Annotated in this window: 24 protein-coding genes; 11 read left to right on the plus strand and 13 right to left on the minus strand. The window is 43.8% G+C overall.

The genetic code is table 11. From position 1 onward, the window contains the following. The first annotated feature begins 141 nt into the window (after positions 1-141). Entirely contained in the window at positions 142-849 is a 708-nt protein-coding gene (locus HWQ41_RS25430) for a PEP-CTERM sorting domain-containing protein (RefSeq protein WP_292769232.1), read from the plus strand. Positions 850-1,107: 258 nt separating this feature from the next. Then, positions 1,108-1,977, plus strand: coding sequence for a Cof-type HAD-IIB family hydrolase (locus tag HWQ41_RS25435; protein WP_292769235.1), 870 nt, complete (start codon positions 1,108-1,110; stop codon positions 1,975-1,977). A gap of 181 nt (positions 1,978-2,158) precedes the next feature. Here HWQ41_RS25435 and HWQ41_RS25440 read toward each other — a convergent pair whose 3' ends face one another. Further along, positions 2,159-2,839 carry a DALR anticodon-binding domain-containing protein gene (locus tag HWQ41_RS25440; protein WP_366931711.1) on the minus strand — a complete coding sequence of 227 codons (681 nt, stop codon included), beginning with the start codon at positions 2,837-2,839 and terminating at the stop codon, positions 2,159-2,161. 524 nt (positions 2,840-3,363) lie between these two features. Here HWQ41_RS25440 and HWQ41_RS25445 point away from each other — a divergent pair. Next, positions 3,364-4,083: a Crp/Fnr family transcriptional regulator gene (locus tag HWQ41_RS25445; protein ID WP_012412419.1), complete on the plus strand. Its 720-nt coding sequence runs from the start codon at positions 3,364-3,366 to the stop codon at positions 4,081-4,083. 78 nt (positions 4,084-4,161) lie between these two features. On the opposite strand, the gene HWQ41_RS25450 is transcribed toward HWQ41_RS25445, so the two are convergent. The 4 genes from HWQ41_RS25450 to HWQ41_RS25465 all read right to left on the minus strand — a co-directional run bounded on the left by HWQ41_RS25450 (position 4,162) and on the right by HWQ41_RS25465 (position 9,413). After that, positions 4,162-5,208 carry a PstS family phosphate ABC transporter substrate-binding protein gene (locus HWQ41_RS25450; protein ID WP_292769241.1) on the minus strand — a complete coding sequence of 349 codons (1,047 nt, stop codon included), beginning with the start codon at positions 5,206-5,208 and terminating at the stop codon, positions 4,162-4,164. A 107-nt stretch (positions 5,209-5,315) separates the two neighbouring features. Continuing rightward, the gene (locus HWQ41_RS25455; protein WP_292769244.1) at positions 5,316-6,293 is read right to left on the minus strand and encodes a hypothetical protein; all 978 of its coding nucleotides are present in this window, start codon (positions 6,291-6,293) and stop codon (positions 5,316-5,318) included. A 242-nt stretch (positions 6,294-6,535) separates the two neighbouring features. Further along, positions 6,536-8,584, minus strand: coding sequence for an alkaline phosphatase family protein (locus HWQ41_RS25460; RefSeq protein ID WP_292769247.1), 2,049 nt, complete (start codon positions 8,582-8,584; stop codon positions 6,536-6,538). Positions 8,585-8,765: 181 nt separating this feature from the next. Further along, on the minus strand, positions 8,766-9,413 hold the full coding sequence (locus tag HWQ41_RS25465; RefSeq protein ID WP_292769250.1) for a PEP-CTERM sorting domain-containing protein: 648 nt from the start codon (positions 9,411-9,413) through the stop codon (positions 8,766-8,768). A 193-nt stretch (positions 9,414-9,606) separates the two neighbouring features. On the opposite strand from HWQ41_RS25465, the gene HWQ41_RS25470 reads away from it, so the two are divergent. Continuing rightward, entirely contained in the window at positions 9,607-9,801 is a 195-nt protein-coding gene (locus HWQ41_RS25470; protein ID WP_292769253.1) for a hypothetical protein, read from the plus strand. Between the two features lie 165 nt (positions 9,802-9,966). On the opposite strand, the gene HWQ41_RS25475 is transcribed toward HWQ41_RS25470, so the two are convergent. The 4 genes from HWQ41_RS25475 to HWQ41_RS25490 all read right to left on the minus strand — a co-directional run bounded on the left by HWQ41_RS25475 (position 9,967) and on the right by HWQ41_RS25490 (position 15,369). After that, on the minus strand, positions 9,967-11,367 hold the full coding sequence (locus HWQ41_RS25475) for an ABC transporter substrate-binding protein (RefSeq protein WP_292769255.1): 1,401 nt from the start codon (positions 11,365-11,367) through the stop codon (positions 9,967-9,969). Positions 11,368-11,432: 65 nt separating this feature from the next. After that, positions 11,433-12,476 (minus strand): phosphate ABC transporter substrate-binding protein, encoded by a 1,044-nt coding sequence (locus HWQ41_RS25480; RefSeq protein ID WP_292769258.1) that lies wholly within the window; start codon positions 12,474-12,476, stop codon positions 11,433-11,435. A gap of 26 nt (positions 12,477-12,502) precedes the next feature. Continuing rightward, positions 12,503-13,906: a serine/threonine-protein kinase gene (locus tag HWQ41_RS25485; protein ID WP_292769261.1), complete on the minus strand. Its 1,404-nt coding sequence runs from the start codon at positions 13,904-13,906 to the stop codon at positions 12,503-12,505. A 452-nt stretch (positions 13,907-14,358) separates the two neighbouring features. Beyond that, positions 14,359-15,369: a LysR family transcriptional regulator gene (locus HWQ41_RS25490; protein WP_292769263.1), complete on the minus strand. Its 1,011-nt coding sequence runs from the start codon at positions 15,367-15,369 to the stop codon at positions 14,359-14,361. A 212-nt stretch (positions 15,370-15,581) separates the two neighbouring features. Here HWQ41_RS25490 and HWQ41_RS25495 point away from each other — a divergent pair, with 212 nt between their 5' ends. From HWQ41_RS25495 to HWQ41_RS25510, 4 genes are all read left to right on the plus strand, one after another. Continuing rightward, positions 15,582-16,304, plus strand: coding sequence for an NnrU family protein (locus tag HWQ41_RS25495; RefSeq protein WP_292769265.1), 723 nt, complete (start codon positions 15,582-15,584; stop codon positions 16,302-16,304). Between the two features lie 421 nt (positions 16,305-16,725). Then, positions 16,726-17,112, plus strand: a complete 387-nt coding sequence (locus HWQ41_RS25500; RefSeq protein WP_292769268.1) for a thioredoxin domain-containing protein — start codon at positions 16,726-16,728, stop codon at positions 17,110-17,112. A gap of 197 nt (positions 17,113-17,309) precedes the next feature. Beyond that, complete coding sequence (locus tag HWQ41_RS25505) at positions 17,310-19,412, plus strand: NAD(P)H-quinone oxidoreductase subunit 5 (protein ID WP_292769271.1); 2,103 nt, start codon at positions 17,310-17,312, stop codon at positions 19,410-19,412. A gap of 254 nt (positions 19,413-19,666) precedes the next feature. Further along, positions 19,667-20,287: a hypothetical protein gene (locus tag HWQ41_RS25510; RefSeq protein ID WP_292769274.1), complete on the plus strand. Its 621-nt coding sequence runs from the start codon at positions 19,667-19,669 to the stop codon at positions 20,285-20,287. Between the two features lie 37 nt (positions 20,288-20,324). On the opposite strand, the gene HWQ41_RS25515 is transcribed toward HWQ41_RS25510, so the two are convergent. Further along, complete coding sequence (locus HWQ41_RS25515; RefSeq protein ID WP_292769276.1) at positions 20,325-21,194, minus strand: hypothetical protein; 870 nt, start codon at positions 21,192-21,194, stop codon at positions 20,325-20,327. A gap of 168 nt (positions 21,195-21,362) precedes the next feature. Beyond that, a complete protein-coding gene (locus tag HWQ41_RS25520) occupies positions 21,363-21,518 on the minus strand; it encodes a hypothetical protein (RefSeq protein WP_292769279.1) in 156 nt (51 codons plus the stop codon). 122 nt (positions 21,519-21,640) lie between these two features. Here HWQ41_RS25520 and HWQ41_RS25525 point away from each other — a divergent pair, with 122 nt between their 5' ends. Together HWQ41_RS25525 and HWQ41_RS25530 are read left to right on the plus strand one after the other, a co-directional pair. Beyond that, complete coding sequence (locus tag HWQ41_RS25525) at positions 21,641-21,928, plus strand: DUF4258 domain-containing protein (RefSeq protein ID WP_292769282.1); 288 nt, start codon at positions 21,641-21,643, stop codon at positions 21,926-21,928. Then, positions 21,925-22,152, plus strand: a complete 228-nt coding sequence (locus tag HWQ41_RS25530) for a type II toxin-antitoxin system MqsA family antitoxin (RefSeq protein ID WP_292769284.1) — start codon at positions 21,925-21,927, stop codon at positions 22,150-22,152. The genes HWQ41_RS25525 and HWQ41_RS25530 overlap by 4 nt, the downstream gene beginning before the upstream one ends. 114 nt (positions 22,153-22,266) lie before the next feature. On the opposite strand, the gene HWQ41_RS25535 is transcribed toward HWQ41_RS25530, so the two are convergent. Further along, on the minus strand, positions 22,267-22,524 hold the full coding sequence (locus HWQ41_RS25535) for a hypothetical protein (RefSeq protein WP_292769287.1): 258 nt from the start codon (positions 22,522-22,524) through the stop codon (positions 22,267-22,269). Positions 22,525-22,862: 338 nt separating this feature from the next. Here HWQ41_RS25535 and HWQ41_RS25540 point away from each other — a divergent pair, with 338 nt between their 5' ends. Then, the gene (locus HWQ41_RS25540) at positions 22,863-24,440 is read left to right on the plus strand and encodes an NAD(P)H-quinone oxidoreductase subunit 4 (RefSeq protein ID WP_292769290.1); all 1,578 of its coding nucleotides are present in this window, start codon (positions 22,863-22,865) and stop codon (positions 24,438-24,440) included. A 109-nt stretch (positions 24,441-24,549) separates the two neighbouring features. On the opposite strand, the gene HWQ41_RS25545 is transcribed toward HWQ41_RS25540, so the two are convergent. Then, entirely contained in the window at positions 24,550-25,011 is a 462-nt protein-coding gene (locus HWQ41_RS25545) for a hypothetical protein (RefSeq protein WP_292769293.1), read from the minus strand. Positions 25,012-25,206 lie beyond the last annotated feature (195 nt).

A 25,206-nucleotide genomic window follows, 5' to 3' on the forward strand; every position in this document is an offset into this window, starting at 1 on the left:
GCGCTTTCTCCCCCATTAAAATGATTATCATTTTTATTAGCTGTATATTTTATTCTCTGGAAGTCCCTTAACCAAAATTTCAGAGTTAAAAATAAGTTAGGAATCCCGTAATGATTAGTTTCAGAAAAGCATCTTCCATTCATGACAACAAAACTATTCAACACTCTCGCTGCTGCCACAACTTTGGCAGGAATTGTTGCAACATCTGGAGCAGCTAATGCAGCTTCTCTCTCGTACACTAGTTCCAGTAATTACGATCTCACAGATATCATTGATGCACCTCTGAGCGTCCAACAATTTAATTCATCTTTAGGCACACTCCAAGGTGTAACAATAGAATTTACTGGGGACGTACTTGAAAATGCAGGTTTTGAAAACAGGAGTCAAACCCCAGGTCAGGTGACACTAAATCTTACCAGTGACTTCAGCTTACAACTAAATAATCAGTCTCTATTGGAGTTCAATCCACAATATACTTATAGTTACCAAGTTGCTAAATATGACGGCAACCTTGATTATGGTGGCACCTCTGGAAAAACTGTTTCTAACTTAACTGCCACACAATCTGCTACCCAGTCTTTTACTAATCCCCAATTCTTGCAGTCGTTCATTGGTAATAGCAACATAGACTTTTTGTTCTCAGCTCTAGCCAACTCAGTAGTTACAGGATCGGGCAACATCAGATCCTATGTTGATACATATGCCAAAGCAAATATCAAAGTAACTTATGACTACGATGATGTGAAATCAGTACCTGAACCCTCTACCACACTTGGAGTTGGTTTAATTGCTGGGCTTTGTTTGTTGTCACAACGCAAAAAAACCTGGCTCAAGGTGTCCAACTCATAGACTTTTTTAAATAGGTAGGTTTTTCCTATCCCATCTATCGGTATAGGCTATCTAATTTAAATGAAAATCCCCGATTTTTTCGAGAATCGGGTTTTTTTGTTGCGTCTATTAGTTAGAATTTTTAACAATTTAATTGTGTGACTCAGTATCCTCACAGTAGGGAAATTGGGTTGATTAGAAAACCCAATTTTTTCTACTACTCCCTACTGGTCGCTAGAGACTGTTAACCTCTTACTGTAACTTAAAATCTAGGAAATTATGCAGAAAGAATCTGCCACACATTTGGCATCTATTGATAATCAGGCTGCTGCAAAAGACATTAAACTACTAGTTTTGGATATAGATGGCACGATCGCCGGACATTCTAACACCATCAGTACAGGTGTAAAGCAAGCGATTATTGCGGCCCAAGCACGAGGAATTCAAGTGGCGATCGCTACAGGTCGAATGTATCGTTCAGCCTTGCGCTTTCACCAAGAAATCGCCTCTATTCTACCATTAATGGCTTATCAAGGAGCCTGGATTCAAGACCCGATCACCCAAAAAATTCATCGCCATTGGGTTGTTTCCAGGGAAATCGCCCACCAGCTAATCGACTATTTTGAACAGCCTGAGTTGCGATCGCTTCTATCTGTCCACTTTTACATCAATGATCAGCTATACGTCCGTGAGTTAACTAGAGAAACCCAAATTTATGCAGAACGTTCTGGTGTTATCCCGATTCCTGTGGGTGATTTGCGCCAAGCCTTAACGAATGAACCGACAAAAATTCTCGCTTTGTGTGATGACACTGATGTGATCAACCAGCTATTGGGGAATTTGCGCCGCCAATACACACCTGCTGAACTTTATCTGACAACATCTGTTGCTACCTTTTTTGAAGCAACTAACGCCTCTGTGAATAAGGGAACTGCTGTGCGTTACCTAGCCGAAGAATTGCTGGGATTACAGTTAGCCAACGTTATGGCGATTGGCGATAACTTCAATGATGTGGAAATGCTGGAATCTGTTGGACTTGGTGTAGCTATGGGTAACGCACCAGCAGGAGTGCAAGCGATCGCGCAGTGGGTAGCTCCTAGTGTAGAGGAAGATGGAGCAGCAGTAGCAATTGAAAAGTTTTTGCTCTAGTGAAAGTACTTTTTCAAACCTAACCCATACAAATCAGAAAGGACACCGACGACTGGCCGTGTTTCGTCTCGGTGCCCTAGCTGGTTCGCTCCTCACACACCTGCTAATGTAGCCGAGGTGATGCATTGAGTCAATAGCTGTGATAAAAGTTTTTATTTTCTGGTTAAGCAAAATTACCGATTTATAGCTCCAAGGGCGCAAAAACACCCAAATTTTCCTCTAGCACATATCTTAATACTGACTGAGTAGCCATCAGCAATCCCAGTCTGGCTTGGGCTAGCTCTGGTGACGTAATTTTCACCTCACCCCAAATCCGGCAATTAGACCAGAACTTTTCAAAAGCTTGGCTCAAATTCAGCGCTACTTTTTCCCATTTGATATAACCGCTAACATCTGGGCACTCTATGTTGTCTATCACTTGTACTAACTGGGCAATTAGACGACGCTCATCTGGGTGATTTAGTCGCAGTACTCCATCACAGTTGAGCCAAGGTATGGGGTTCGGAGCAATAACACTCCAAAATGCTGGACTACTATTTGGAACTGGTTCTGTAAGTTTAATCAATCCCTCTCGGTGAGCCAGCAACACTAGCGAACAGCAGCGTGCATGAGCATGTTGAACAGCAAACAATGAATTGGGTATGGGGCATGGGGCATCAATTGTCACCTCATCTTCCCCTGCTCCCCTGCTCCCCTGCTCCCACTCTCCCCCTGAACTCCCGACTGCAAGACTTTGTAACCAAGTCACTAACGTGGAGTGAGTCAATTCAAAATGTATCCAACCAGGGGGAACTATTTGGATGCTAAAAACGTCTTCACAAATCCCTGATATATCTGAGGCGATCGCACTGGCAAGCTCCATAGTTTTTCGATTCTGAGATTTTGACAGCCATAGAGCCACACCTGAGATATACAAAACTCTAGTATCATCTCTACCTTTATATAGAGGAATTTTTTCATCTTTTATGCATATATTTTCTATTTTATAAGTATCAATACTTAGTGATTTTATTAAATAACCGTATATTAGCTGTTTTATTGACGTATATTTGCTAACTAGTAATTTCTGATGCACGTAATTTTATTGAAATAATCATGTAAAATATATTTATTAATTTTCTGTCATCTATCTTGCGAGATAAGTTTAATGTAGATGAAGAAAAATGAGAGGAGGATAAAATTTGATGAATAATCGATGAATAGTAAGTAAACTTTACTACCATCATTGTACAGTAGGAAGTATAACAAAAGAGTAGAGAGTAATTTACTTTCTATTCTTTGTATGGCTGGCGCTGTTAGGCGTTAAGCCTGCCTCGCCAACACAAAGACACTCCTTGCACCTTTTTATTTACGTCTTTGTCTTCAGCCGATCGCTCTTTGTTACCTATGCAATCTCCATCCTCCTTTTCTGAGGCATCACGGCCTTTTTTGACTTGGCAACGAATTCTTGACTGGGCTCAAGAACACTACCGCTGCCGTACCTTTAGCAAAGATGAGCGCATTCCAGCCCGACCTGGATTGCTATATTTGGTGCAAAGGGGTGCGATCCGTATGGTAGGAACCGCCCAAGTTAGTGCGACTGCCAGTCAGCTAACGTCTCGACGAATCAACAGAACCCCAGAAGAAGCGTTCTTGGGTTTTGTGGGAGCGGGACAGCCATTTGAAATTGTTGCTCAGTCACCATTCACACTCCAGGCTTACGCCCATGTTGACCAAACTGCGGTGCTGTGGATGTACTGGCACGACTTAGACAACTGGCCTCACTTCCGTCGCGAAGTTATGGATGCCTTTAGGTATCAGCATCAGCGTAAGCTGCTGTGGCTGAGTGCCTTGGGACAACGCCGCACAATTGACCGACTCTTAGGATTTCTCACATTGTTAATTGAGGAATATGGAGAGCCAGCAATGAGCGACACTGATCCTGATGTGATTCGCGGTTATTGTCTGCCCTTTCCCCTCACCCATGCCCAAATTGGTAGCGCGATTGGTTCCACTCGTGTCACCGTTACCCGCTTGATGGGCAAGCTGCGTCAACGTGGCTTAATCCTTACTCAAGGGGATAATCTCATTTGCTTGCCAGCAGAGTCGATTAATAGAGCTGGTTAAAGCACAGTTCAGAGCGGCGATTTCCGCCACTCTGTCTGAGTGCGATCGCCTCCGCCGGGGCGTAGCCCATCGCAGGTGTCAGCGAATTTTGACAAACCCGGCTTGGGTAATCAGTTCCTGTCCCTGCTCAGTTAGCAGTAAGTTGGCGTAAGCGACACCTGCTTGCTGCTCAGTCTGACCATTCTGTTTGACCACCACAAACAGATTGCGGGTAATCGGGTATTTTCCTGATTGGAAAGCCTCAATGTTCAACTTGTTTCGTTTACCAGGACATTCAGACGGGAGGACAAATGTTCCTTGGTAGGGAGCAATATATTGCCCTTGCGTCCGCCCCAACGGCAAGGGTTTGATTGAGCATTGAGGAATCACCTCTGGGGCAGAAGCGTAGTAGATACCAGCAGGACTACCAGCCAATTTTTGCAAGGCTTGGGTGGTTGTGGAGATAAATTCTACATTGGAGCTGAAAGCTTGACCACCCAAGATGTCTTGGACAAAAAGCTCGACCGTACCGCCATCAGCAATGCGGCGGGAATAGGGCTTAATCGGAATATTGGGGCCGCCCACCTGGCTCCAATTATTGATTTTGCCTGTGTAAATTGACTTTAACTGGTCTACCGTTAGTCCTGGGATATTGAGGTTGGGGTTAACTGCGATCGCTAAACCATCAATTGCCACAGGAATTTGTTTTAAAGTAAACCCACGCTGCTGGGCACGGCTTAATTCCTGATCTAGAACTGGTCGAGAGGACTGGGCAAGAGCTAGTTGACCGTCTATCAGCGACTGGATACCAGTACCAGAACCAGGAGATGCATTACTGGGTTCTACATAGCGCAGCCGAAACTCTGGTCGCGCCGCTTGAATTCCTGGATCAACTACTAATCGAATCGGTGCCCAAGATGTACTGCCTCCGTAATTAAATAATCCTTTAGGAACATCCTGTACTGAGGTGAAAGTCTTGCCACTAGGTTGTTCTGATGTGGTTTGGGGCGTTTTGGTGCTACTAGAATTAATTGTATTTAGCTCAAGACCAGACTTTCTGCTGAACCACCAAAAACCGCCAGCTACTAGCCCGACGGTGATTAGGATGGATAAGACAAGAATAGGTATTTCATTTTTTTGGGACATAGTAAATTAGCCGCGCGTCCATTCAATACAAGTGCTTGCTACTTGAGATTGTATTTGGAGGACGGGTGTTTTATTAACGAATTCTGACCCTCTATGTTTGGTTGAAATTAATCGAGGAACGGACTCAGAAGAAGTCCTCCCCGGAAATGGTTCGCATTTAATCCGCGATCGAGCTTGAGTAGGGAGCCTTTCCCTAGATGGCGATCAAAGATGTCGCCATAGTTGCCTACAGATCCAAGAACGCGGCGCTGCCACTCCTTGTCGAGGCCAAAATCTGGTGCGGAGATCGGCATCGCTCCAGCACCGCCCGCATACCAGTGTGTTTCCGGTCTTTCTGCGTTGATCAATGTATGCACTGTCCACGCGACGATCGCCGACCACTGTCCGTCCTCGGTTCCGGTGGCGGCGATCACCGGAAAGGTCGTCAGCGACTCCGGGAGGATGCGGCTTGATAATCGGTTCACCCCAGAGTCGAGGCGGATATTTGCAAGGGTCGTGATCTCACCGGCGATCGCGTGGCAATTTTGCACGTTGTATGTATCGATCATCTCCCCATCCTCAGAGAACGGGCGACGGAACCAGTTTTTATGGAGCGCACCGAAGTAAGCCGTGAGACTCCGCTCAACCGAACTGCCAATCATGAAGCAGATGCTTTCTCCGGCCAGGTCGCTGACGTGGTGTGCAACCGAGGTGGACGCGACCATCACCGCAGTAGATTCTACGAAGATAGTAGGGCCAGGCAACAGCTTACCCGCCAACTTCTGCTCCTCAATCTCCGATCCTGTGAGAAAGTATACGTCGTCCTGCTGGTTACGCACCGCGTCGAAGTCCTTCGACGTTTCATATTCATGATATTCGATGCGGTCAGAAGATCCCAGCACGGCGGCGGCGATCGCACGGCAGATATCGACATTGAGACCACTCCAGCCACCTGACTCGGCTTCAGTTGCCAAACCTGTCCGCTCGACGCTGCCACACCGAACTACATTGTGTTCCTTCACACGTTTAATGACCGAACCCGCCTGAGCGGGGGAAATCGAGCCGCAAAAACCAATCAGAGTCACGAAGACTAACACAAAGCGCATGAATTCTCCTCAGGGAATGTCGAAAAACGGGGATATTGAACTGACAATTCAGGTCATGTGGAAAAGCCCACGAAAAACCTAACCCCCTTCCCGACACTCTAAGGGGGAAAATTCAAAGTCTCTCTCCTTTTAGGAGAGAGATTTAGAGAGAGGTTTTCCAGATACCATGAAAAGTCAGGGATATTGAAGGGTGCTGAGTAAAGAAGTGCTGAGTGTGAAATCTCACTTCTTGACTCAGCACTTTAAGGGTTAGCCACTGGATAAGTGCTTGGTAGTGGGTTGAAGCCCTTGGGGATTTTGTTGACTATCCCCTGGCGCTTGTCCTCCGGCGTGATCCCGATCGCTCGGCAGCCTTGCCCACCGTAGTGCGGTAGTGTGTTCACAACGCTGTCTGGAATCTTCGCAAAGGAGGCTGGCAGTGGGGGTGAGATGCCGAGCAGGCGCTTCGGATCGAAGCCCGACAGCAGGCTGTCGGTGATTGGCGAATTGATGTCCCGTGGGCCGAGGTACTTCTGCTGGAATCCTGGCGGCCCGAACTTGTTGAACTCCGGGGAGTTGCCAGCAGCGAGTGCCTGTGCCTCATCGGGCAGGCTGGCGAGGGCAGGCAAATTAAAGATTGTGTTGATCGTCTCGATCACCGAGTTGTGATCGCCCTCGACGTGGGAGACAGCGTGCGTCCGCGCGTAGGGTGAGATGAGGATCAACGGCACACGGACACCACGGGAGAGTGGCAGCCCGTCAGGGCCATAGGACAAGATCCTCGGTGGTACATGGTCGTAGAAGCCATCGGACTCGTCGTAGGTAATGATGATGGCACTCTGCTGCCAGATTTTCGGATTGGACGCGATCGCGTTGATCGCCCTGGCCGCCATCCCCTCACTGAGCTGGCGATCGCTGTAGCCCGGATGGTCGTCATCACCAGACTTCGCCGCATTAATCGCGGCGATCTCATCCGCAGGCGTCTTGGGGTTCGTGATCGGTGGCTTCAGACCCTGCTGGTTCGTGTAGCCGCCACGAATGTAAAACACGCCGCCTTTGGGCAGCGCATTGTTGGCTATGTCGCTAAATAAGTCACCAAGCCCACGGAGATTTTTACTCACCTCCGGCGTGTTGGAAATATAGCCGAAATACTGTGCGCCGTTGTGATGGGTGACATAGGCATTGTGGGAAGCGATCCCGTTGGTATCCGTCGGTTCGAGATTGTAGCCTTCTTGATACCAGCGCCAACTGACAGGCTCAGTCTGGAGTTTCTGGATATAGGGGATATCCTGCTGGATGTCGGCTAGATCGAATAAAGGATTCCTGTTACCAGCCAAGACCGACCGAATATTGCGCCCTTGGAAGGTGAGCGGCAGACTGGCGAAGGTCAGGTTCGAGGAGATGTTGTTATCGGCGTAGCTCTCTTTCGTGCCAGCAGGTTGCTTGTTATTCGTCGTTGTGTCGAACTGGGAGCCATAGAAGGGCTGTGGATCGTTGACCAGGGGTACACCCTGCGTAGTACCAGTGTGGCTGCCTACAGTGTAGGATTGCCCGCTCGCACCGTGCTTGACCCATTGCGTTTCACCCCCCTGCCCCGCGAGCATCGCCACCGCATTCGGGGTTGAGGGGGTGTCTTCGGTTGCAAAGATGTTGTCGAAGACTGTGAAGCGACTAGCCCACTTCCAGAAGAACGGAATGGTGTCACAGTCGATGTGTGACATGACAAGGTGCGCGAACTGCTTGCCCTCAGCAATGTTGGCGGCTCCACCCTTCGACGCGAAGCGCGTGTACTCGTCGTAGACGAACTGATCCATTTGTGGCTTGCCGTCCACAACGTGGATCTTGGTTGCAAGTCCGATGTGCGAGTGGTCAACGCTGTCAACGGCGCTGGCATTCTGCTCAGACCCGATCCGGAATGGCTGAACTGTGACGTTCACGCCGTTAGCATCCGTGTAGGTTTGGGTGAAGCCAGGTGTTTTTTTTGGGTCACGAGGCTTTTGTCCATCTGAGTAGAGTCCGTTAACACCGGGCAAAGTTCCATACTCGTTGTCGAAGGAGTGGTTCTCGTTAAAGATTACGAAGACGTACTTGATCCGCTGCTGAAGCAGTTTTTTGAGCAACTTCGGCGGCAGATTGGGTTCTTTGGCTGGATCATTTAAGTATCGCGCCACGTCTGGCGCTGCATCTGGCTGAGTTGTGACGGTTGAGTTTGCTTCGTGTGGAGAGGAATCCTGTGCGATCGCCGAGCCGAGAAACATCGACGGTAGTAGCAAGAATGTTAGAGCAAAATAGAACTTTGTAAATCGTTTCAAAGCACATCTCCTTGGTAATTTATATCCAGGTAATATCGCTACGCGGAATTCAGAATTTCTATTCATATACCGCAAGCATTTGATTGATTTAAAATAGGTATTTTGGTTACGCCGTGCTTTATTGGTTCCGAAATTCAGAAAAACTTAACACCGTTGAGCGTAAGCAAAATTATGTCGCTATTTAAGCTTTTTGCTTTCTTTTCAGCCACAAACCGATAGTAGCAAAAACTACTGCTCCCGCAATAGTTCGAGGTTCAGGAACAAGCTCACTTTTAGCGAAAGTAACGGCAGTAATGCCGGACTTTTGGACACTTCCAAGGTCGCTGTTGTCCAGAAAAATTCCATAATTGGTACTACCAGTACCTGTGAAATTGCTGTCAAAATACAGTTCTAGACTGTATAAATTATGGTTTTGCTTTGTCAATAAGCCTGCGTCTGCAAAAGCAAGTATGTTCTCTTGAATGTAAGCTGTATTGCCAGCCAAACTGTTGGATAATGTTCGCAAAACAGTATTATCATTGACTAAGTTGATAGTCCAACTTGTCAAATCTACAAAAGAACTAGAAGCGGGTAATTTATCCACATCTACTGTGTAAGTCCCATTAAAAGAACCATTTGCTAAATTCACAGGTAGCCCTACTGAACCATCAAGAGGCGTAGGAGCAAAATTTCCGGAAATATTAAATGTTTTCAAATTGACAGCCTGGGCAGGATCTGTGCCAATAGCTGCTAGCATAGCGAAACCAAGCGCAACGTTAGCAGCTGCTTGCGATAACCTTCTTGAAGGTGTTGCACTCAGCATAAGTTTGCTCTTAATATTTTTGCCCATAGTTTAGAGAAGTGCGCTTTTTGCACACCGAAAATAATGCCAAAGTGAAGAAACTACTATGGCTAGGCTTGAAGGTATACAGCAGAATTCAGAATCCAGAAGTAAAACAGGGTTTATAAGCTAATCGGCATTGAAGTTGCATAATCAGGGCGCTCATATTGCCCACCCCACAAGATATTGAGAAAATTTTAATATGCAAATTAGATGTGTTTTAGCTTACCTGGCTTTGGGACGAATCGTCGTGTACTTCACCAACTTGAAATCTGCTGTAAATAAAAATCCAGAAGTCATAAATGACTGCACCCATAATTTGATACAATTTTCATCGCAGCAAATTATTCTTGATTTTCCCCACAAGGGACAAGGTATTAAACCACTTGTCCATTAGCTCTCTGGGTTCGGCAGTTACTCACTTGGGAAAACCTCAAGATTGCACTACCTCAGCAGCTGCTAAAAATCGCCACTTCTGTATTTTGTTACCTGAAAATTAATGACAAGTTAAGGAAAAGCAAAGGTTATTAAATAGTCGTCTTTAATTTTAAATTTGGAATTGTTAACGCACTGGTTCAAAGTCATAACCAGTGCGGGAGCGAGAACCAGGAACGATTTTTACAAGTTGGACTGGCGCATTGCGATCGCCTGATGCTAAAAACCGAATTGTACCAGAAGCACCGATGGCAGAAAAGTCAGAGGAGGTTAATGCTTCTTGGACTCCAAATCGCGTGGGATTGCGTTCTAATGCCGCAATTAGAGCGACAGTGGCATCATAGCTGAGGGCGGTTCGCCAACTCACATCACCGCCCCATAGCTGCCGGGATTTCTGACGAAAATCTGACTTAGGATCGCTATCAATATGCCAAGGAACTGCCAATACCATCCCCGCAGCTTGCTCTCTGCCAATTTCTAAAGTTTTAACGGTGTAAACATCATCTCCCGCTAACAGAGTTAACCGTTTCTGATTAATTTGAATTACTTGCAGTGCTTTATCCAGAGTTTCAGTGTTAGCAGCTAACATCAACACTTCTGCACCTTGCTTTGTTGCTTGTTCTACACTTTTAGCCGCACTAAAATCCGCCTTGGATAAGTCAAATTCGCTCGATACCTGTCCACCCTCTAGGGAAACAGATGAAACAAACTCCGACTTTAAAGACTGGCTATAGTTACTCTGAGAATTAAAGAAAACCACTGCATTTTTTTTCTGCAAGGTTCTCGCCATGTAGTTGGCTAAACTTCTAGCAGCCATAAAATCACTGGGAACCGTGCGAAAAACGTAGTGGCTAAAGTTAGAAATTTTTACAGATGTGCTGGTAGGAGAAATTGCTACAAGTTGTCCAGAAGTATAGATAGTACCTGCGGCTAAGGTGGAATCGCTAGTAATCGGCCCAACTACACCTAATACTTCGGAATTGCTGACTAGGCTAGAAGCGATTTCCTTGGCTATTTTTGGATTGTCGTCGTCATTAGCTATCCCTACTTTTAAAGGTACTCCCTTGATTCCTCCAGAGCGGTTAACTTGATTTTGGGCTTGGGCTATGCCACGTAAAACTTCTAAAGAAGCATTGGGATCAGTGCCGAATGGTACAGAAGCGACAATGGTGTAGCTCTTGGAAGAACCGATGCGGGCATTGTTAAGAAAAATTAATGCTTCTGGATCGTTAGGGTTGAGTTTTAGGGCGGCTGTGAAATTAGCGATCGCTTGATCATAACTTTTAGCAGCGATCGCCTGTACTCCTTCTTTTTTTGCAGGAGAAATGTCACCTGGAGTCAAAGTTTTTTCCCCAAAACTAATCCGGTCTTGTAAGGATGGATTGCTGCCTGTTTGCTGATTTGGAATGATGGTATTACCAATTTTGACCCCAGAGCCATTAGTAAACCACCACACACCACCGCCAACTATTCCAACTGTCAGCAGCAGGGCCAAGGCTAAAACTGTGGTTTCATTCTTTTGTGACATAAATAAATTTGAATAAAATAAAAATGTTTATTATTTGATTATTTTGCTAAATCTAACCACTTTGATCATTTAATTCTGACAAATCCAGCTTTTTCGATCAGTTCTTGACCTTGAGGTGTCAGCAGCCAATTTGCATAAGCAACGCCTGCTTGCTGATCTGTTTGACCATTCTGTTTAACAATTACAAATAAATTACGGGTAATTGCATAGTCCCCACTACGAAACGCCTGAGTATTCAACTGATTACGCTTATTGGGACATTCAGATACAGGTACAAAGGGTTCTTGGTAGGCAGGCACAAATTGACCGCTTGTGCGCCCTAGTGGCAGGGATTTAATCGTACACTGGGGTACAACCTCTGGGGCAGAAGCATAGTAAATTCCGCCAGGACTTGCGGCTACTTTTCGTACCGCTTCAGTAGTTGTGCCAATATAACTAACGTTGGCACCAAAATTCTCTTTATTTAGAACATTTTCGACAAAGAATTCTACTGTACCCCCAGCTTCTTTGCTACGAGAGTAGACTGTAATTGGTAAATTTGGCCCACCCACCTGTTGCCAATTAGTAATCTTGCCCGTGTAGATGTCTTTGAGTTGGGCGACAGTTAAACCAGGGATGTTGAGATTGAGGTTAACTGCGATCGCAATACCATCAATCGCCACCGGAATTTCTTTCAAACTAAATTCTTTTTGTTTAGCTTCTGTATTTTCTTCAGCTTTAACTGAGCGAGAAGATTGAGAAAAAGCTAGTTGATTATCTATCAACATCCGAATCCCAGTTCCAGATCCTGCTTGACCTAATGAAGGTTGAGTGTAGCGTAAAATAAACCGAGGGCAAAGGCTTTGCAGTTTAGAGTCTACGTCTTTACGGATAGGTGCCCAGGTTGTACTACCACCATAGTTGAATGTCCCCTCTGGCAGGTTTGGCACGTTACATCTGTTGACAAACTGGTTTATGGGATTACCTGTGTTGCCAGTTTCTGAAGGTTTAGTAACAGTTCCATTTAATTGCGCCCACCGTTCCATAAAAAACCATAAGCCACCAAAGATTAAACCAATGGTGATGACGACGGCTAAGAAAAGACTAAGTGTTTCGTTTTTCTGAGACATAGGTGGCTGTTAGCAGCAGGAGTTTTTTAAAGTAAGAGAGATAATAATTTATAAATAAGTCGAAATACGGCTGTTAGTGAAATGGCTACTAAGCCTGCTACAACTGCTAAAACAACTACTGCTTGAATGCCAAGACCCCCTTGTAACAAGGGGAGAAAAAAAATAATCGCAAAAGTAATTGTCGGAATAATTAATAAATCGAACTTTTCAATCCACCGCCTGGTTTGAGCAAAAATTAGTATACCTAAAATCAGGGCGGAAGTAGGCAAAGTAATTATTAGTGATTTTACTAGACTGAAGAGAGCGATCGCGATCAATGCACCCTCAAATCCACTAAATGCAGCCCCACCTAATAATTCCAGTGTAGAAAACGCTGGTTGAGTTGGTGGACGGCGAGGGACGACGGGACTAGAACCTTTGGGTGGTTGTGGCGGAAGTGTTACAGAGGGCGAATTAAGTTGTGTAGGGGCTTGAGCCGCCTGTGAGTTAAGTGCATCTAGAACCTGCTGGGCTGACTGGAAGCGCTGATTCGCAGCAGGTAGCAGCATCTTGTCTAAAATGTCAGCAAGGCGAGGGTTGACACTCACTTGCGATCGCCATTTCCACTGGTTGTTAAAGGCATCAAATAGTTGAATTGCTTCCTGATTTGTCAACAAAGTAATAAGAGTTACAGCCAACGCATATAAGTCTGTAGATGGGAATACTTGACCCCCAGCCATCTGCTCAGGTGGTGCAAATCCCATAGAATAAATTCCTGTGGAAGAAGCAGCAGAACCAAGTGCAGCATTTGTTACTTGCTTAACTGCGCCAAAATCTAGTAAAAAAAGTTTACCATCACGACGACGCATGATGTTAGAGGGTTTGATATCTCTGTGGATAATGCCTCTATCATGAACAAACTTTAGCACCTTCAGGATTTCTTGCAGCACCTCCACCACTTGCTGTTCAGAAAATTTGCCCTGTTGAACTAATTCTTCCTCTAAGTTTTTCCCATCAATGTACTCTTGTACCAAGTAAAAAAATTGGTCTTGCTGTCCTGGTTGCAAGCTATTAACTATCACTGGAAAGAAGGCAAACAAGTCAGGAATTTGCTCGTGATCATTACCAAGTTGTGCTAAAACTTCGGCCTCTCTCTCAAACATTAACTGCGCTTGTTGCAGTTGAGTTGAGGTTAAATTTCCGACTGGTTGAAACTGCTTAACTACGCATTGACGCATTCCAGGTATTCGGCGATCGCGTGCCAAAAAAGCTGCTCCAAATCCCCCCCTTCCCAGCAGCTTCATGGTTACATATCGACCATCTAGCATCAGTGGCATACCACAGGTGGTACAGTACTTTTGCTGCATTGTTTTCAGCGTCGTAATATCATCTAAATCGGCAAAATAGTTCTGTGGGCGTGGGCAACGTGGACGAGTGCAGTAAACTTCCATTTTCGTGATTAGTCAAAATAATTCGTAATTTATAATTAGTAATTCGTAATTCATTCATTCATTCAGATTACATAGAAACTAAATTTCTTTATCAAGAACAGGAAACTTTTTTGCTGAGGTCAAATTCTTAACTTGCCTACGGTACGCTACGCGAAAAGCTATGAGATAATAATTACGAATTACGAATTACGAATTACGAATTATTTGGTCATTGGTCATTTACAAAAAAACAAAGAACAAATGACAAAAAAAGAAGTATGAGCGCCTGCTTCTGGCGATAGCGCAGCCTCAACTCTTTGAGAGGCTTCTCTACGAGAGGCTACGCCAACGCCAACGAGTCCGCGTACCCCTCCCCTACTCTTGAAGCTTGCTAGCAAGAGCGTCAGCACTCTTTGCGTCTGGCTACGCCAATGCCAAGGTTGAACAGAACTTCAAAGACTAATGACCAGATTTTAGTCTCCAGAGGAGGTGGACGTCGCTGCATCTAATGTAGTTACCACTATGCTTTTTTGTGCCAATGTTAACACATCTTGATTCCATCCAGGGTTAGCAAACTGGGGCAAAATCTCTTGACTAAAAGCTTCTGCCGCCTTGGATCTATAGCGATTAGGATTAAAAATCAGCCACAGTGTCCGTTTGACGACAACGCCTTCAATGTTGGCACAGTGCAGAACGCCCATTTGTAACTCTTTAGCGATCGCGCTAGTTGAAACAAAGGCACCCCCCAAACCAGATTGCACAGCATTTTTAATTGCTTCAATGGAATTCAATTCCATTTCAACCTTAAAACGCCTGGTATCAATCTCACAGCGTGCTAGCACTTGGTCAATTACTTTGCGGATAGTCGATTGGGAATCTAGGGCAATGAATTGTAATTTATATAGGTCTTCTTTTTGGATTTTTTCAAGTTTGGCAAAGGGATGAAAGACAGGTAAAATCAGCGCTAGTTCGTCTTCAGCGTAAGGAATAACTTCTAAAGATTCTGATAGTTCACCAGGAATTTCACCGCCAATAATTGCCAGATCAACTTGTCCATTAGCGACACTCCAAGCAGTTCGCCTAGTGGAGTGGACGTGTAATTGCACTGCCACATCTGGATATTTTTGTCGGAACATCCCGATCATTCTGGGCAAAAGATAAGTGCCGGTGGTTTGAGAAGCACCGACAATCAAAGTACCGCCTTGAAGATTTTGTAAATCTTCGATCGCGCGGCAGGTTTCCTGACACAGACTGAGGATTTTTTCACCGTAACTTAGGAGTAGATGGCCTGCTTCGGTTAATTGAGCGCGTCGTCCTCCACGGTCGAATAAGGGGACATCTAGCTGCCGTTCGAGATTTTGGACTTGCAAGCTTACGGCAGGTTGGGAAACGTAAAGACTATCAGCGGCACGCTTGAAGCTTCCTTCTTGGGCGATCGCTTTCAGAATACGTAACTGATCTAAAGTGAAAGGAAGGTCAGACATAAGGCTCAAACCACAAACTTTAAAAGGAGCGGATGCACGTAACAAATCAGGTTTGGCAGTAATTAGCCCGTCATGATTTGTTGCATATTAAACTTGAAGGCTTGACTCGAAAAAGACATTAGCACAACATCTCGACTAAAGTCTCCTTTTGAATACTTTGTGGTATTGGTTGTACTGAGTTCCATTTTCTTTAAATTATTTCACTCGTGTATATGCTACTGATTTCTTGGTTGACACCCAGTCATTTTGTCATACTGGGGTTACAAATAGCTTTTGCGATCGCTCACAGTGGAGGCGCTGCTTTGCGTCCAAGGGCCGAAAAATATATTGGCCCAAGGCTTTATCGCATTTTCTTTGCATTAGTTAGCCTCCCGTTGGCTGTGATATTAATTATTTACTTTTTTGGACACCGATATGATGGTTTGCAACTTTGGCAGGTACAAGGGGTGCTAGGAGTGCGAGAATTTGTTTGGCTGCTGTCAGCGATCTCGTTTTTGTTTTTATATCCTGCTACCTTCAATCTACTAGAAATTGCTGCCATTCAAAAGCCCCAAGTTCATCTTTACGAAACAGGAATTATTCGGATTACCCGTCATCCCCAGATGGTGGGACAAATAATTTGGTGTATTGCCCATACTCTATGGCTGGGTACTACCTTTACCCTTGTGACTTCCATTGGATTGGTGTTGCATCACTTGTTTGGGGTTTGGCACGGGGATCGCCGCCTAAGCGATCGTTATGGGGAAGCTTTTGAAATTGCCAAACAGCGGACTTCAATTATTCCCTTTAAAGCAATTATTGACGGGCGTCAATCTCTCAAATGGCAGGAATTTCTCCGCCCTGCCTATTTGGGAGTCGCTATTTTTATAGTTTTGCTTTGGTGGTCGCACCCTCTGTTGCTAGAAGCAACTAGTAGGATAAGATGGGAAATTTAGGCGATCCCCAGTGTCAGCAGAAAATCCCAAATAAATGAAAATTTCAGCTTATCAATTGCCCCCAAATCAATGTAGGATAAGTTCAAACATCTATTTAGTGGGGGTGTATTCTATTCAGCTTGAGATTTTATATTGGTAGTCGTTGGTCAGTTGCCTTTCCTTGGGAGTGAATGGCAGATTCAATCTAAATATCCCAAGCAGCCACGGCGATCAGGAGTTTAACATCCAAAAAAGCCACCGTAAAAGTCGCGCTAGCTTTTTGATTCAGAGACACATCAACGCGCTCAATTTTTGCCTAATTATTCTGTGTCCTGAGATTTGTATCCTGAAAGCATCTATACGGCAGTTAGTGGCTTGCCAATCCTTCACTTCATTGCGGATAGCTAGTTTAATATAAAAACCCTATAATCCAAGAGGCGTCATGGTATTGTCGGTTAGTGAGCGGACATTTACTCAAGAAGTTTTAGAATCTCCTATTCCTGTTTTAGTTAATTTTGAAGCACCTTGGTGTGGCTTGTGTCGGGTTATCCACCCACTGTTGTTGCAATTTCAAGCCCAATGCGGCGAAGAAATTAAATTAGTTGGGGTTAACGCCGATCAAAATTTTAAATTGTCTACTACTTATAGGCTAAAATCACTACCCACTTTACTATTGATTCAAAATGGCAATGTTCGCCATCGCTTGGAAAGCTTTCGCGGCAGAGAAGATTTACGTCTAGCTTTAGAAGACATTAAAGCCAGTTACAGCAGTTGCCCCAAAATCTACAAAAGTTCAAAAACAGTGGGCTTAGAGTATCGGTCAGCCTGATGGCTATTGGCATTGGGCATAGGAGGAAGGACAAATGACCAATGACAAATGACCAATGACAAATGACCAAATCTAAAACCATGCTTAATACCCCACCCAAAGGTCATTGGGTGGGTTATTTTATCCTAAAGGGTGTGTGTCACAATTATTAACAGTTCCGACACGCTAGTTAAGAATTCTAAAAGTAGGCGTCAGTGATGGAAGTAATCTATCAGTATGCGTGGCTGATTCCGGTGTTACCTCTTTTTGGGGCAATGCTGGTCGGTCTAGGGTTAATCTCGTTGAATCAGGTGACAAACCGCCTACGGCAGCTTAACGCTGTGGTGATTATCTCCCTAATGGGAGCAGCTATGGGGCTGTCGGTTGCCTTGCTATGGAGTCAAATTCAAGGACACGCGACTTATATCCGCACCTTGGAGTGGGCGGCGGCAGGTAATTTTCACCTGAACATGGGCTACACTATTGACCACCTAACAGCCCTAATGCTGGTGATTGTAACAACGGTAGCCTTCTTAGTCATGGTTTACACCGATGGCTACATGGCTCACGATCCCGGTTACGTGAGGTTTTACGCCTATCTCAGTTTATTTGGCTCCTCAATGTTAGGTCTGGTGGTCAGCCCCAACCTAGTACAGATTTATGTATTCTGGGAACTGGTCGGAATGTGTTCCTACTTGCTGGTCGGCTTTTGGTACGATCGCAAGTCAGCAGCCGATGCCGCTCAAAAAGCATTTGTGACCAACCGCGTGGGCGACTTTGGTCTATTACTCGGCATTTTAGGGCTGTTCTGGGCAACGGGAAGCTTTGATTTTAATATCATGGGCGATCGCCTCGCCCAACTTGTAGAATCAGGTTCTATCAGCAATTTTCTCGCTGTCCTGTTTGCGATTTTAGTTTTCTTAGGGCCAGTGGCGAAATCAGCCCAATTCCCCCTCCATGTCTGGCTACCAGATGCAATGGAAGGCCCCACCCCCATTTCTGCCTTAATCCACGCAGCAACAATGGTGGCGGCGGGTGTTTTCCTGATTGCCCGGATGTACCCAGTATTTGAACACGTTCCAGCAGCAATGAATGTGATTGCTTTTACTGGGGCGTTTACGGCGTTTTTGGGGGCAACCATTGCCATTACCCAAAACGACATCAAAAAGGGCTTGGCTTACTCCACCATTTCCCAACTCGGTTATATGGTGATGGCGATGGGAATAGGTTCCTACAGTGCTGGACTATTCCACCTGATGACCCACGCCTATTTCAAGGCGATGCTGTTCTTGGGTTCAGGTTCAGTAATTCATGGTATGGAAGGTGTCGTTGGACACGACCCAGCCTTAGCTCAAGATATGCGCTTGATGGGCGGACTGCGAAAATATATGCCCGTCACGGGAATTACCTTTTTGATTGGTTGCTTGGCAATTTCTGGTATTCCGCCCTTTGCTGGTTTCTGGTCAAAAGATGAAATTCTGGGGAAGGCTTTTGAGGCTAACCCATTTCTCTGGTTGATTGGCTGGCTAACTGCCGGGATTACAGCTTTCTATATGTTTAGGATGTATTTCTCGACATTTGAAGGCGAATTCCGGGGTAATGACGAGAAAATCAAGCAAAAACTCAAAAAGGCGACGGCGACAATTGTCCTGGAATTAGAGTCACAAGAACCAGCCCCGAATTTTGGGCCTGGGGCAATGAAAAAAGGAGAATTGGCGGCAACTAGTGAGCATCATGACTCCCATGACTCTCATGGGCATCACAGCGACTCGCCTCACGAGTCGCCGTGGACGATGACGCTGCCGTTGGCACTGTTGGCTGTGCCTTCTATTTTGATTGGTTTAGTGGGAACTCCCTACGCCAATTATTTTGAAGAGTTTATCTTTCCTCCTAGCGAAACTCTCACCGAAGTTATAGAAAAGGCTTCCGAGTTCAATCCGACGGAATTCTACATTATGGCGGGGGCCTCAGTCGGAATTTCTTTGATTGCGATTACCCTGGCTTCGCTGATGTATTTGCGCCGTAAAATTGACCCGGCGGCGATCGCTGCTAAAATCAAACCACTTTACGAGTTATCCCTCAACAAGTGGTACTTCGATGACATTTACCATCGGGTTTTTGTTGTGGGTTTGCGTCGCCTAGCTAGACAAGTTATGGAAGTTGACTTCCGCGTTGTCGATGGTGCTGTTAACCTCACAGGCTTTTTCACCCTTGTCAGTGGTGAAGGTCTGAAGTACCTAGAAAACGGTCGCGCTCAATTCTATGCCTTGATTGTGTTTGGGGCGGTTTTGGGCTTAGTGATTGTCTTTGGTGTTACCTGATTTTAACCGGGGTGGGCGATCGTCCGCCCCTACATCATTTCTTGAATTTTGTGATACAGCCATTTTCAGGTAAGTAAACTAAATCTTTTTTGTTTCACGCACAGGCACGTGGAGAAATTGAGAGTTGAGTTTCAAAAGATGACCAAAATTTTTAATACAACCTATAAAAGTTTAGCTTTCTAGTTCCGCTCTGATTTTTTCAAGATGTTTAATAATCTTCAAAGAATAAAATCGTTCAGAACATTTAATTATTTATGACAGAAGAAGAGATCAGAATCAGGCGGCACTATATACCAGATGATGAAGTTTGGGAACGAAGTCATAATACATGGAAACAACTCAAGCCAAGACTCAACTTTAATTATCGACTTGACCCATCTAATGAAACGCCTCTAGAATATTCACAAAGGATAATATCAATATTTAACAATATTCCTATAGACGTACTTCTTCAGTGGCAATTTGAGCATATCTATGACTTGGATATGGTAAATAACTATGGCTGGATTAATTACCATCAAGTGACTTTTAACCTTGTTTATTGGTCTGAAAAAGAGTTTTCTAAAGTGCAGATATTTTCAGGCTTTAAGGATTATGTAGACCGCAAAAGTCATATATCAAATTTTGAGCATCTATCATGCACTGATGAAGATAAAGATTATTGGAAGCAGTTTGGAACTTGGCTAGTTCCAATAATTGTATTAGAAACTGAAAATATGATTAATATACCAAGTTATGCAGAATTAAATTGCCCATACCAGCTTGTAGAAGGACATACGCGCTTTGGAAACTACAATGCTATTAAATGCTTAAGTGAGCAAGGAAAGGTTCAAATATCAAATAAACACAAACTTTTTCTGATGTCTGTTAGTTGAATAATCGATTGTTGCTGAAGTTCGCTGCAACACATTGTTATAAATTGTCCGACACATCATTATTTATGAGTATTTCATACTCGGTAAGAAAGAAAGAAATGTAAGAACGAATAAGATTACAGAATAAGCGACTTTCAGAAAGAGTGATTGGTTTGCCCTCTTTTATATCAAGTCCATGCCGACCACCACCACCAGTTGGTGACGAATGATAACCATGTAAACTTTCTAAAGATTTTAATATATACTTGATTGCTGTCCCTTCATTTGCATTGTGGAGTTCCTTCACAATTAGGTTAAAGTATGTCCCTTTTATTATTGTGCCAGATGGTAATTGCTCACCTCTAAAAGCAGTTGTAATTGATTCTAGAATCCAAAGCAGTTCTTGAACTGCTTCTCTAGCCCGATTTTCAATCAGTAGTTGTTCAGAACGGCTTAGAGACTTAGTAATGAGTTGCTTTGCAGACTCAGTAAAGGTTGATGGCGATTCGGCCACAGGGATAGCTTCTTCACCTTCGGATAGCTTCACAAGTTTTGGTGGATGGATTTGATAAGCAATCTTATGTTCAAGACAAATACTGTTGATACGTTCAATGTCAGGGATTGCATATTTATCCCGAAGATTCTCACACGCCTCGTAGAACGCCTCCAGAAACAGGGGTGAGTTTTTAGCCGCGTCTTCCAAATATGACCGTAAATCTGTGCTTGCCCAACTCTCTGAAGTACTCCAGTCACTCGTAGAGCCTACTACATGGGCAAAACACTCTTTAAAATACTCTAGTAACTTCCAGCGATCTCCCTTAGCTACTATTATGCCAATAAGTTTCTCAAATTCATCAATCGCTGCATTAGGAATAACTGAATCTGGTGAAGATATAAAGCGCCATGAATCAGGAAATTGAAGTGACATTTAAATGTTACATATTAAACAACAGTACTTGTATAACTTATTAGAGGTTCATCTTGCAAATCTTCCAGGTACTCTCGGAGTAGAAGATCAGACACATTTAGGTGAGACAACTTGATAAATCACGCGATATTCACCACTTTTGTCCGTCTGGATATCACTATTTTTTGCTCAAACTTTAAAAACGGTCAAGTCTATCCCAGAGATTTGATCACCGATAAAATTTCCAGCCTCTAGCTGATCAATAATGGGTTGAATGTCAATTTGAATTTGGCGATCGCGATCAAGAGGTAAAATATAAAAATCTTTTTGCGCCGTAACCCACAATTAATTATCAATACTCATGGTGGGTTACTCTGTCGCTAACCCACCATACAAATTAATAGAAACCCAATATTTAGCAAAATAATAAACTTCTCACTAAATATATATAATTAAAAAAATAATTCATGTATTGTCAAAATCTAGTTTTTTCTCGTCATGCTATCCAACAAATGTTTTATCGCCGCATCAGTCAAAAAGAAGTAAAAACTGCAATTTCTTATGGAGAAGTGATAGAAGAAAATCCTGATGATACACCCTACCCCAGTTATCTAATATTGGATTTTATAGAAGGTAAGCCGATTCATGTTGTATTTTCTTACAATGAAGCTACAGATACAGGATATGTAGTAACAGCTTATATTCCTGATACTAATATTTGGTTAGATGGTTTTACAACTAGGAGACAAAGATGATGAAATGCGTAATTTGTAAGCATGGAGAAACTAAGCCTGGTTTAGTAACTGTGACATTAGAAAGAGATGAATGTATTATTGTCTTAAAAAAAGTTCCAGCAGAAATTTGTGATAACTGCGGTGAATATTATTTAAGTGATGCAGTTACCGAACAGGTTTTAGAAAAAGCAGAGTCAGCTATTAATAATGGAGCAGAGTTGGAGATTCTTAGATATGCAGCTTAGTGTTCTTATTCGCGTCTCTGCTACCATTCATGAAGCTGATGGTACAGACATTGTTTAGTCAGAGTTTTGAGACGGCGTTTGAAGGGAGGTGTAAAGCGAACTTCTGACATAAATCTAGGCTTCGATATCGTCCCAAAGTTCTGAAACTGGGAAAGTTTGCCCTACTGCTGCTTGTCGCACGGACTCATGCAAATCGGCTAATATTTGTGCTTTTGGCTCTTGTTCATCAATCCAAGCTAAACCACTGACGTTATCAGAATTTATGGAACTTATAAGCTGTTGCCAAAGTTCTACAGGGACGAGTACATCTGTTGTTTCTCCATTTACGTTAGTGACATAACGAATTTGACTTTCAATTTGTGCGATTATCATAGTGTTATCTATCCTGTCATGCTTTTTTTGCACCAAATCGCTTTTTTCAACAACCACGCATACAGCATCGTGTATTTTGAGCAATAGGTTGTGCTATGCGATCGCATCGCTAAAATTCTAGTTTAGCGGCTTTTTTAGGGTAAATTTTTGACTTGATTGGGAGTATCACAACTCACATTCCGCACCCACAAGTGTCAAAAGAGACTCCCAAGAGAAAAAATCGGGGATTGCCAATTTAATTAAATCAACCTAACGAGGAAGACTAAATCACCAAAAAGCTGTTAGTTAATAACTAGTGACTTTTTGCCAAACATGATTTTGATAGCAGACAAATTGTGATGAATACAGCTAATTTTCCGTGGCTGACGACGATTATTCTGTTGCCTATAGTCGCGTCGCTACTTCTTCCCATCATCCCTGATAAAGAAGGCAAAACAGTGCGTTGGTACTCCCTCATCGTAGGGCTGATAGATTTTGCACTAATTGTTTACGCTTTTTATACTGGGTATGATTTCTCCAATCCAGATTTACAGTTGGTGGAAAGTTACCCCTGGGTACCACAATTGGGTTTGAATTGGTCAGTAGGGGCAGATGGCTTGTCCATGCCCCTAATCATTTTGACTGGATTCATTACCACGCTGGCGATTTTAGCAGCTTGGCCTATTACCTTCAAGCCCAAGCTATTTTACTTCTTGATTTTGGCAATGTATGGCGGTCAGATTGCCGTGTTCGCCGTCCAGGATATGCTGTTATTTTTCCTGGTGTGGGAACTGGAACTAGTGCCGATATACTTTCTGCTGTCGATTTGGGGAGGCAAAAGGCGACAATATGCAGCGACCAAATTTATTTTATACACTGCCGGCGGTTCGCTGTTTATTTTGCTGTCTGCCCTGACAATGGGATTTTACGGCGATACGGTGACATTCGACATGCGATCGCTCGCCTTAAAAGACTTCGCCCTCAATTTCCAACTTGCACTTTATGCTGGCTTCCTGATTGCTTACGGCGTCAAGTTGCCGATTATTCCCTTGCACACTTGGCTACCTGATGCCCACGGTGAAGCTACAGCCCCCGTACACATGTTATTGGCAGGTATTCTCCTGAAAATGGGCGGTTACGCCTTAATTCGGATGAATGCCCAAATGCTCCCCGATGCTCACGCTTTCTTTGCGCCTGTATTGGTGGTTTTGGGGGTAGTTAATATCATCTACGCTGCCTTGACATCCTTTGCCCAGCGCAACCTGAAGCGAAAAATTGCCTACTCCTCAATTTCCCACATGGGCTTTGTGATGATTGGTATTGCCTCCTTCACCGATTTGGGATTGAGTGGGGCAGTATTACAAATGGTTTCCCACGGGTTAATTGGGGCGAGTTTGTTCTTCCTCGTTGGTGCAACTTACGACCGGACACACACCTTAATGTTGGATGAAATGGGCGGTGTCGGTAAGAGAATGCCGAAGGTTTTCGCCATGTTCACCACCTGTTCAATGGCTTCTTTGGCATTGCCAGGGATGAGCGGTTTTGTGGCAGAATTAATGGTGTTTGTCGGCTTTGCAACCAGCGATGCTTATAGCTCTACCTTCAAAGTCATTGTGGTGTTTTTGATGGCAGTGGGAGTGATTTTAACTCCGATTTATCTGCTGTCGATGTTGCGGGAAATTTTCTACGGTAAAGAGAACGAAGAATTAGTTTCTCACCAAGCTTTGATAGATGCTGAACCCCGTGAAGTATTTATCATTGCCTGCTTGTTGGTGCCAATTATTGGTATTGGTTTCTATCCAAAATTGCTAACTCAGATGTACGACTCCACAACTGTACAATTGACGGCAAGATTGCGTGATTCCGTGCCGACATTAGCACAGCAAAAAGAAGAAACGCTAAAGGTTTCTTTGAGTGCGCCCCAAATCGGTAATTAGTTGCGATCGCTAGTTTAGTTTAAATATTTATTACTTTGAGGGCGGGTTATGTACCTGCCCTTTTTTGATGTAGATTCCTTGCAGGCGATCGCTTAATCAATTTTCTAGTTTAAATATTCAAAATCCTTCTATTTTTATCTAATGCCAAGAAGGTTTCCTCACCTTTGTAGACAATATTAATTTGTCCTCCAAACACATCATCAATAGCCAAAAACTTCTTGCCCTCTATCTTTTCAAATTCGCAACTCCCGATTATTCTAGAAATATTTCCAATTTCAATATAATTAGCCATACTTATCTGTTCAATACCCGTTAATCGGATGAAAATATAGGCTTCACCGTCGGTAATACTTTTTTTGATTTCATCAGGCAACCAAACAGAATCCCAGTCAATAGCTAAAGTTATGGCTTGTTCATATCCAATGTTATAGAAAATACCTATCCAACAAGAATCATGTAATGTATATTGTTCATTAAAATTTCCAAAGCTCATATTTTTGCCTTCCTGCCAAGGTAAGCAATTATTAATAAGGTCTTGAGAAAGCCAACTTGGGTAATAATTTTCTATCAAATTAAACAGCCCTACTTTTTAAGCTTTTTTGGACGTATTTGCAAGATGAACTTGGCTAATCAAAATATACAGCCATCTTAAATTATTCGTTAAATTTTTCTCTTATACCGATTATCTGTGAGGTTGCATAGAACAAGGGGCTTAAGCCCCTTGTCTCACCAAGGTTGATTTTGTGTAGCTTCACAAAGAATTGGT

The organism is Nostoc sp. NOS(2021), assembly GCF_017115025.1.
GTDB lineage: Bacteria > Cyanobacteriota > Cyanobacteriia > Cyanobacteriales > Nostocaceae > Nostoc.

Bases quoted from the DNA above. Each gene is read 5' to 3' on its own strand.
- HWQ41_RS25510 (WP_292769274.1), top strand. From the start codon at position 19,667: ATGACAGAAGAAGAGATCAGAATCAGGCGGCACTATATACCAGATGAT.
- HWQ41_RS25465 (WP_292769250.1), bottom strand. From the start codon at position 9,413: ATGGGCAAAAATATTAAGAGCAAACTTATGCTGAGTGCAACACCTTCA.
- HWQ41_RS25430 (WP_292769232.1), top strand. From the start codon at position 142: ATGACAACAAAACTATTCAACACTCTCGCTGCTGCCACAACTTTGGCA.
- HWQ41_RS25470 (WP_292769253.1), top strand. From the start codon at position 9,607: ATGCAAATTAGATGTGTTTTAGCTTACCTGGCTTTGGGACGAATCGTC.
- HWQ41_RS25490 (WP_292769263.1), bottom strand. From the start codon at position 15,369: ATGTCTGACCTTCCTTTCACTTTAGATCAGTTACGTATTCTGAAAGCG.
- HWQ41_RS25450 (WP_292769241.1), bottom strand. From the start codon at position 5,208: ATGTCCCAAAAAAATGAAATACCTATTCTTGTCTTATCCATCCTAATC.
- HWQ41_RS25475 (WP_292769255.1), bottom strand. From the start codon at position 11,367: ATGTCACAAAAGAATGAAACCACAGTTTTAGCCTTGGCCCTGCTGCTG.
- HWQ41_RS25515 (WP_292769276.1), bottom strand. From the start codon at position 21,194: ATGTCACTTCAATTTCCTGATTCATGGCGCTTTATATCTTCACCAGAT.
- HWQ41_RS25540 (WP_292769290.1), top strand. From the start codon at position 22,863: ATGAATACAGCTAATTTTCCGTGGCTGACGACGATTATTCTGTTGCCT.
- HWQ41_RS25495 (WP_292769265.1), top strand. From the start codon at position 15,582: ATGCTACTGATTTCTTGGTTGACACCCAGTCATTTTGTCATACTGGGG.
- HWQ41_RS25525 (WP_292769282.1), top strand. From the start codon at position 21,641: ATGTATTGTCAAAATCTAGTTTTTTCTCGTCATGCTATCCAACAAATG.
- HWQ41_RS25435 (WP_292769235.1), top strand. From the start codon at position 1,108: ATGCAGAAAGAATCTGCCACACATTTGGCATCTATTGATAATCAGGCT.
- HWQ41_RS25445 (WP_012412419.1), top strand. From the start codon at position 3,364: ATGCAATCTCCATCCTCCTTTTCTGAGGCATCACGGCCTTTTTTGACT.
- HWQ41_RS25500 (WP_292769268.1), top strand. From the start codon at position 16,726: ATGGTATTGTCGGTTAGTGAGCGGACATTTACTCAAGAAGTTTTAGAA.
- HWQ41_RS25505 (WP_292769271.1), top strand. From the start codon at position 17,310: ATGGAAGTAATCTATCAGTATGCGTGGCTGATTCCGGTGTTACCTCTT.
- HWQ41_RS25455 (WP_292769244.1), bottom strand. From the start codon at position 6,293: ATGCGCTTTGTGTTAGTCTTCGTGACTCTGATTGGTTTTTGCGGCTCG.
- HWQ41_RS25485 (WP_292769261.1), bottom strand. From the start codon at position 13,906: ATGGAAGTTTACTGCACTCGTCCACGTTGCCCACGCCCACAGAACTAT.
- HWQ41_RS25530 (WP_292769284.1), top strand. From the start codon at position 21,925: ATGATGAAATGCGTAATTTGTAAGCATGGAGAAACTAAGCCTGGTTTA.
- HWQ41_RS25535 (WP_292769287.1), bottom strand. From the start codon at position 22,524: ATGATAATCGCACAAATTGAAAGTCAAATTCGTTATGTCACTAACGTA.
- HWQ41_RS25440 (WP_366931711.1), bottom strand. From the start codon at position 2,839: ATGGAGCTTGCCAGTGCGATCGCCTCAGATATATCAGGGATTTGTGAA.
- HWQ41_RS25480 (WP_292769258.1), bottom strand. From the start codon at position 12,476: ATGTCTCAGAAAAACGAAACACTTAGTCTTTTCTTAGCCGTCGTCATC.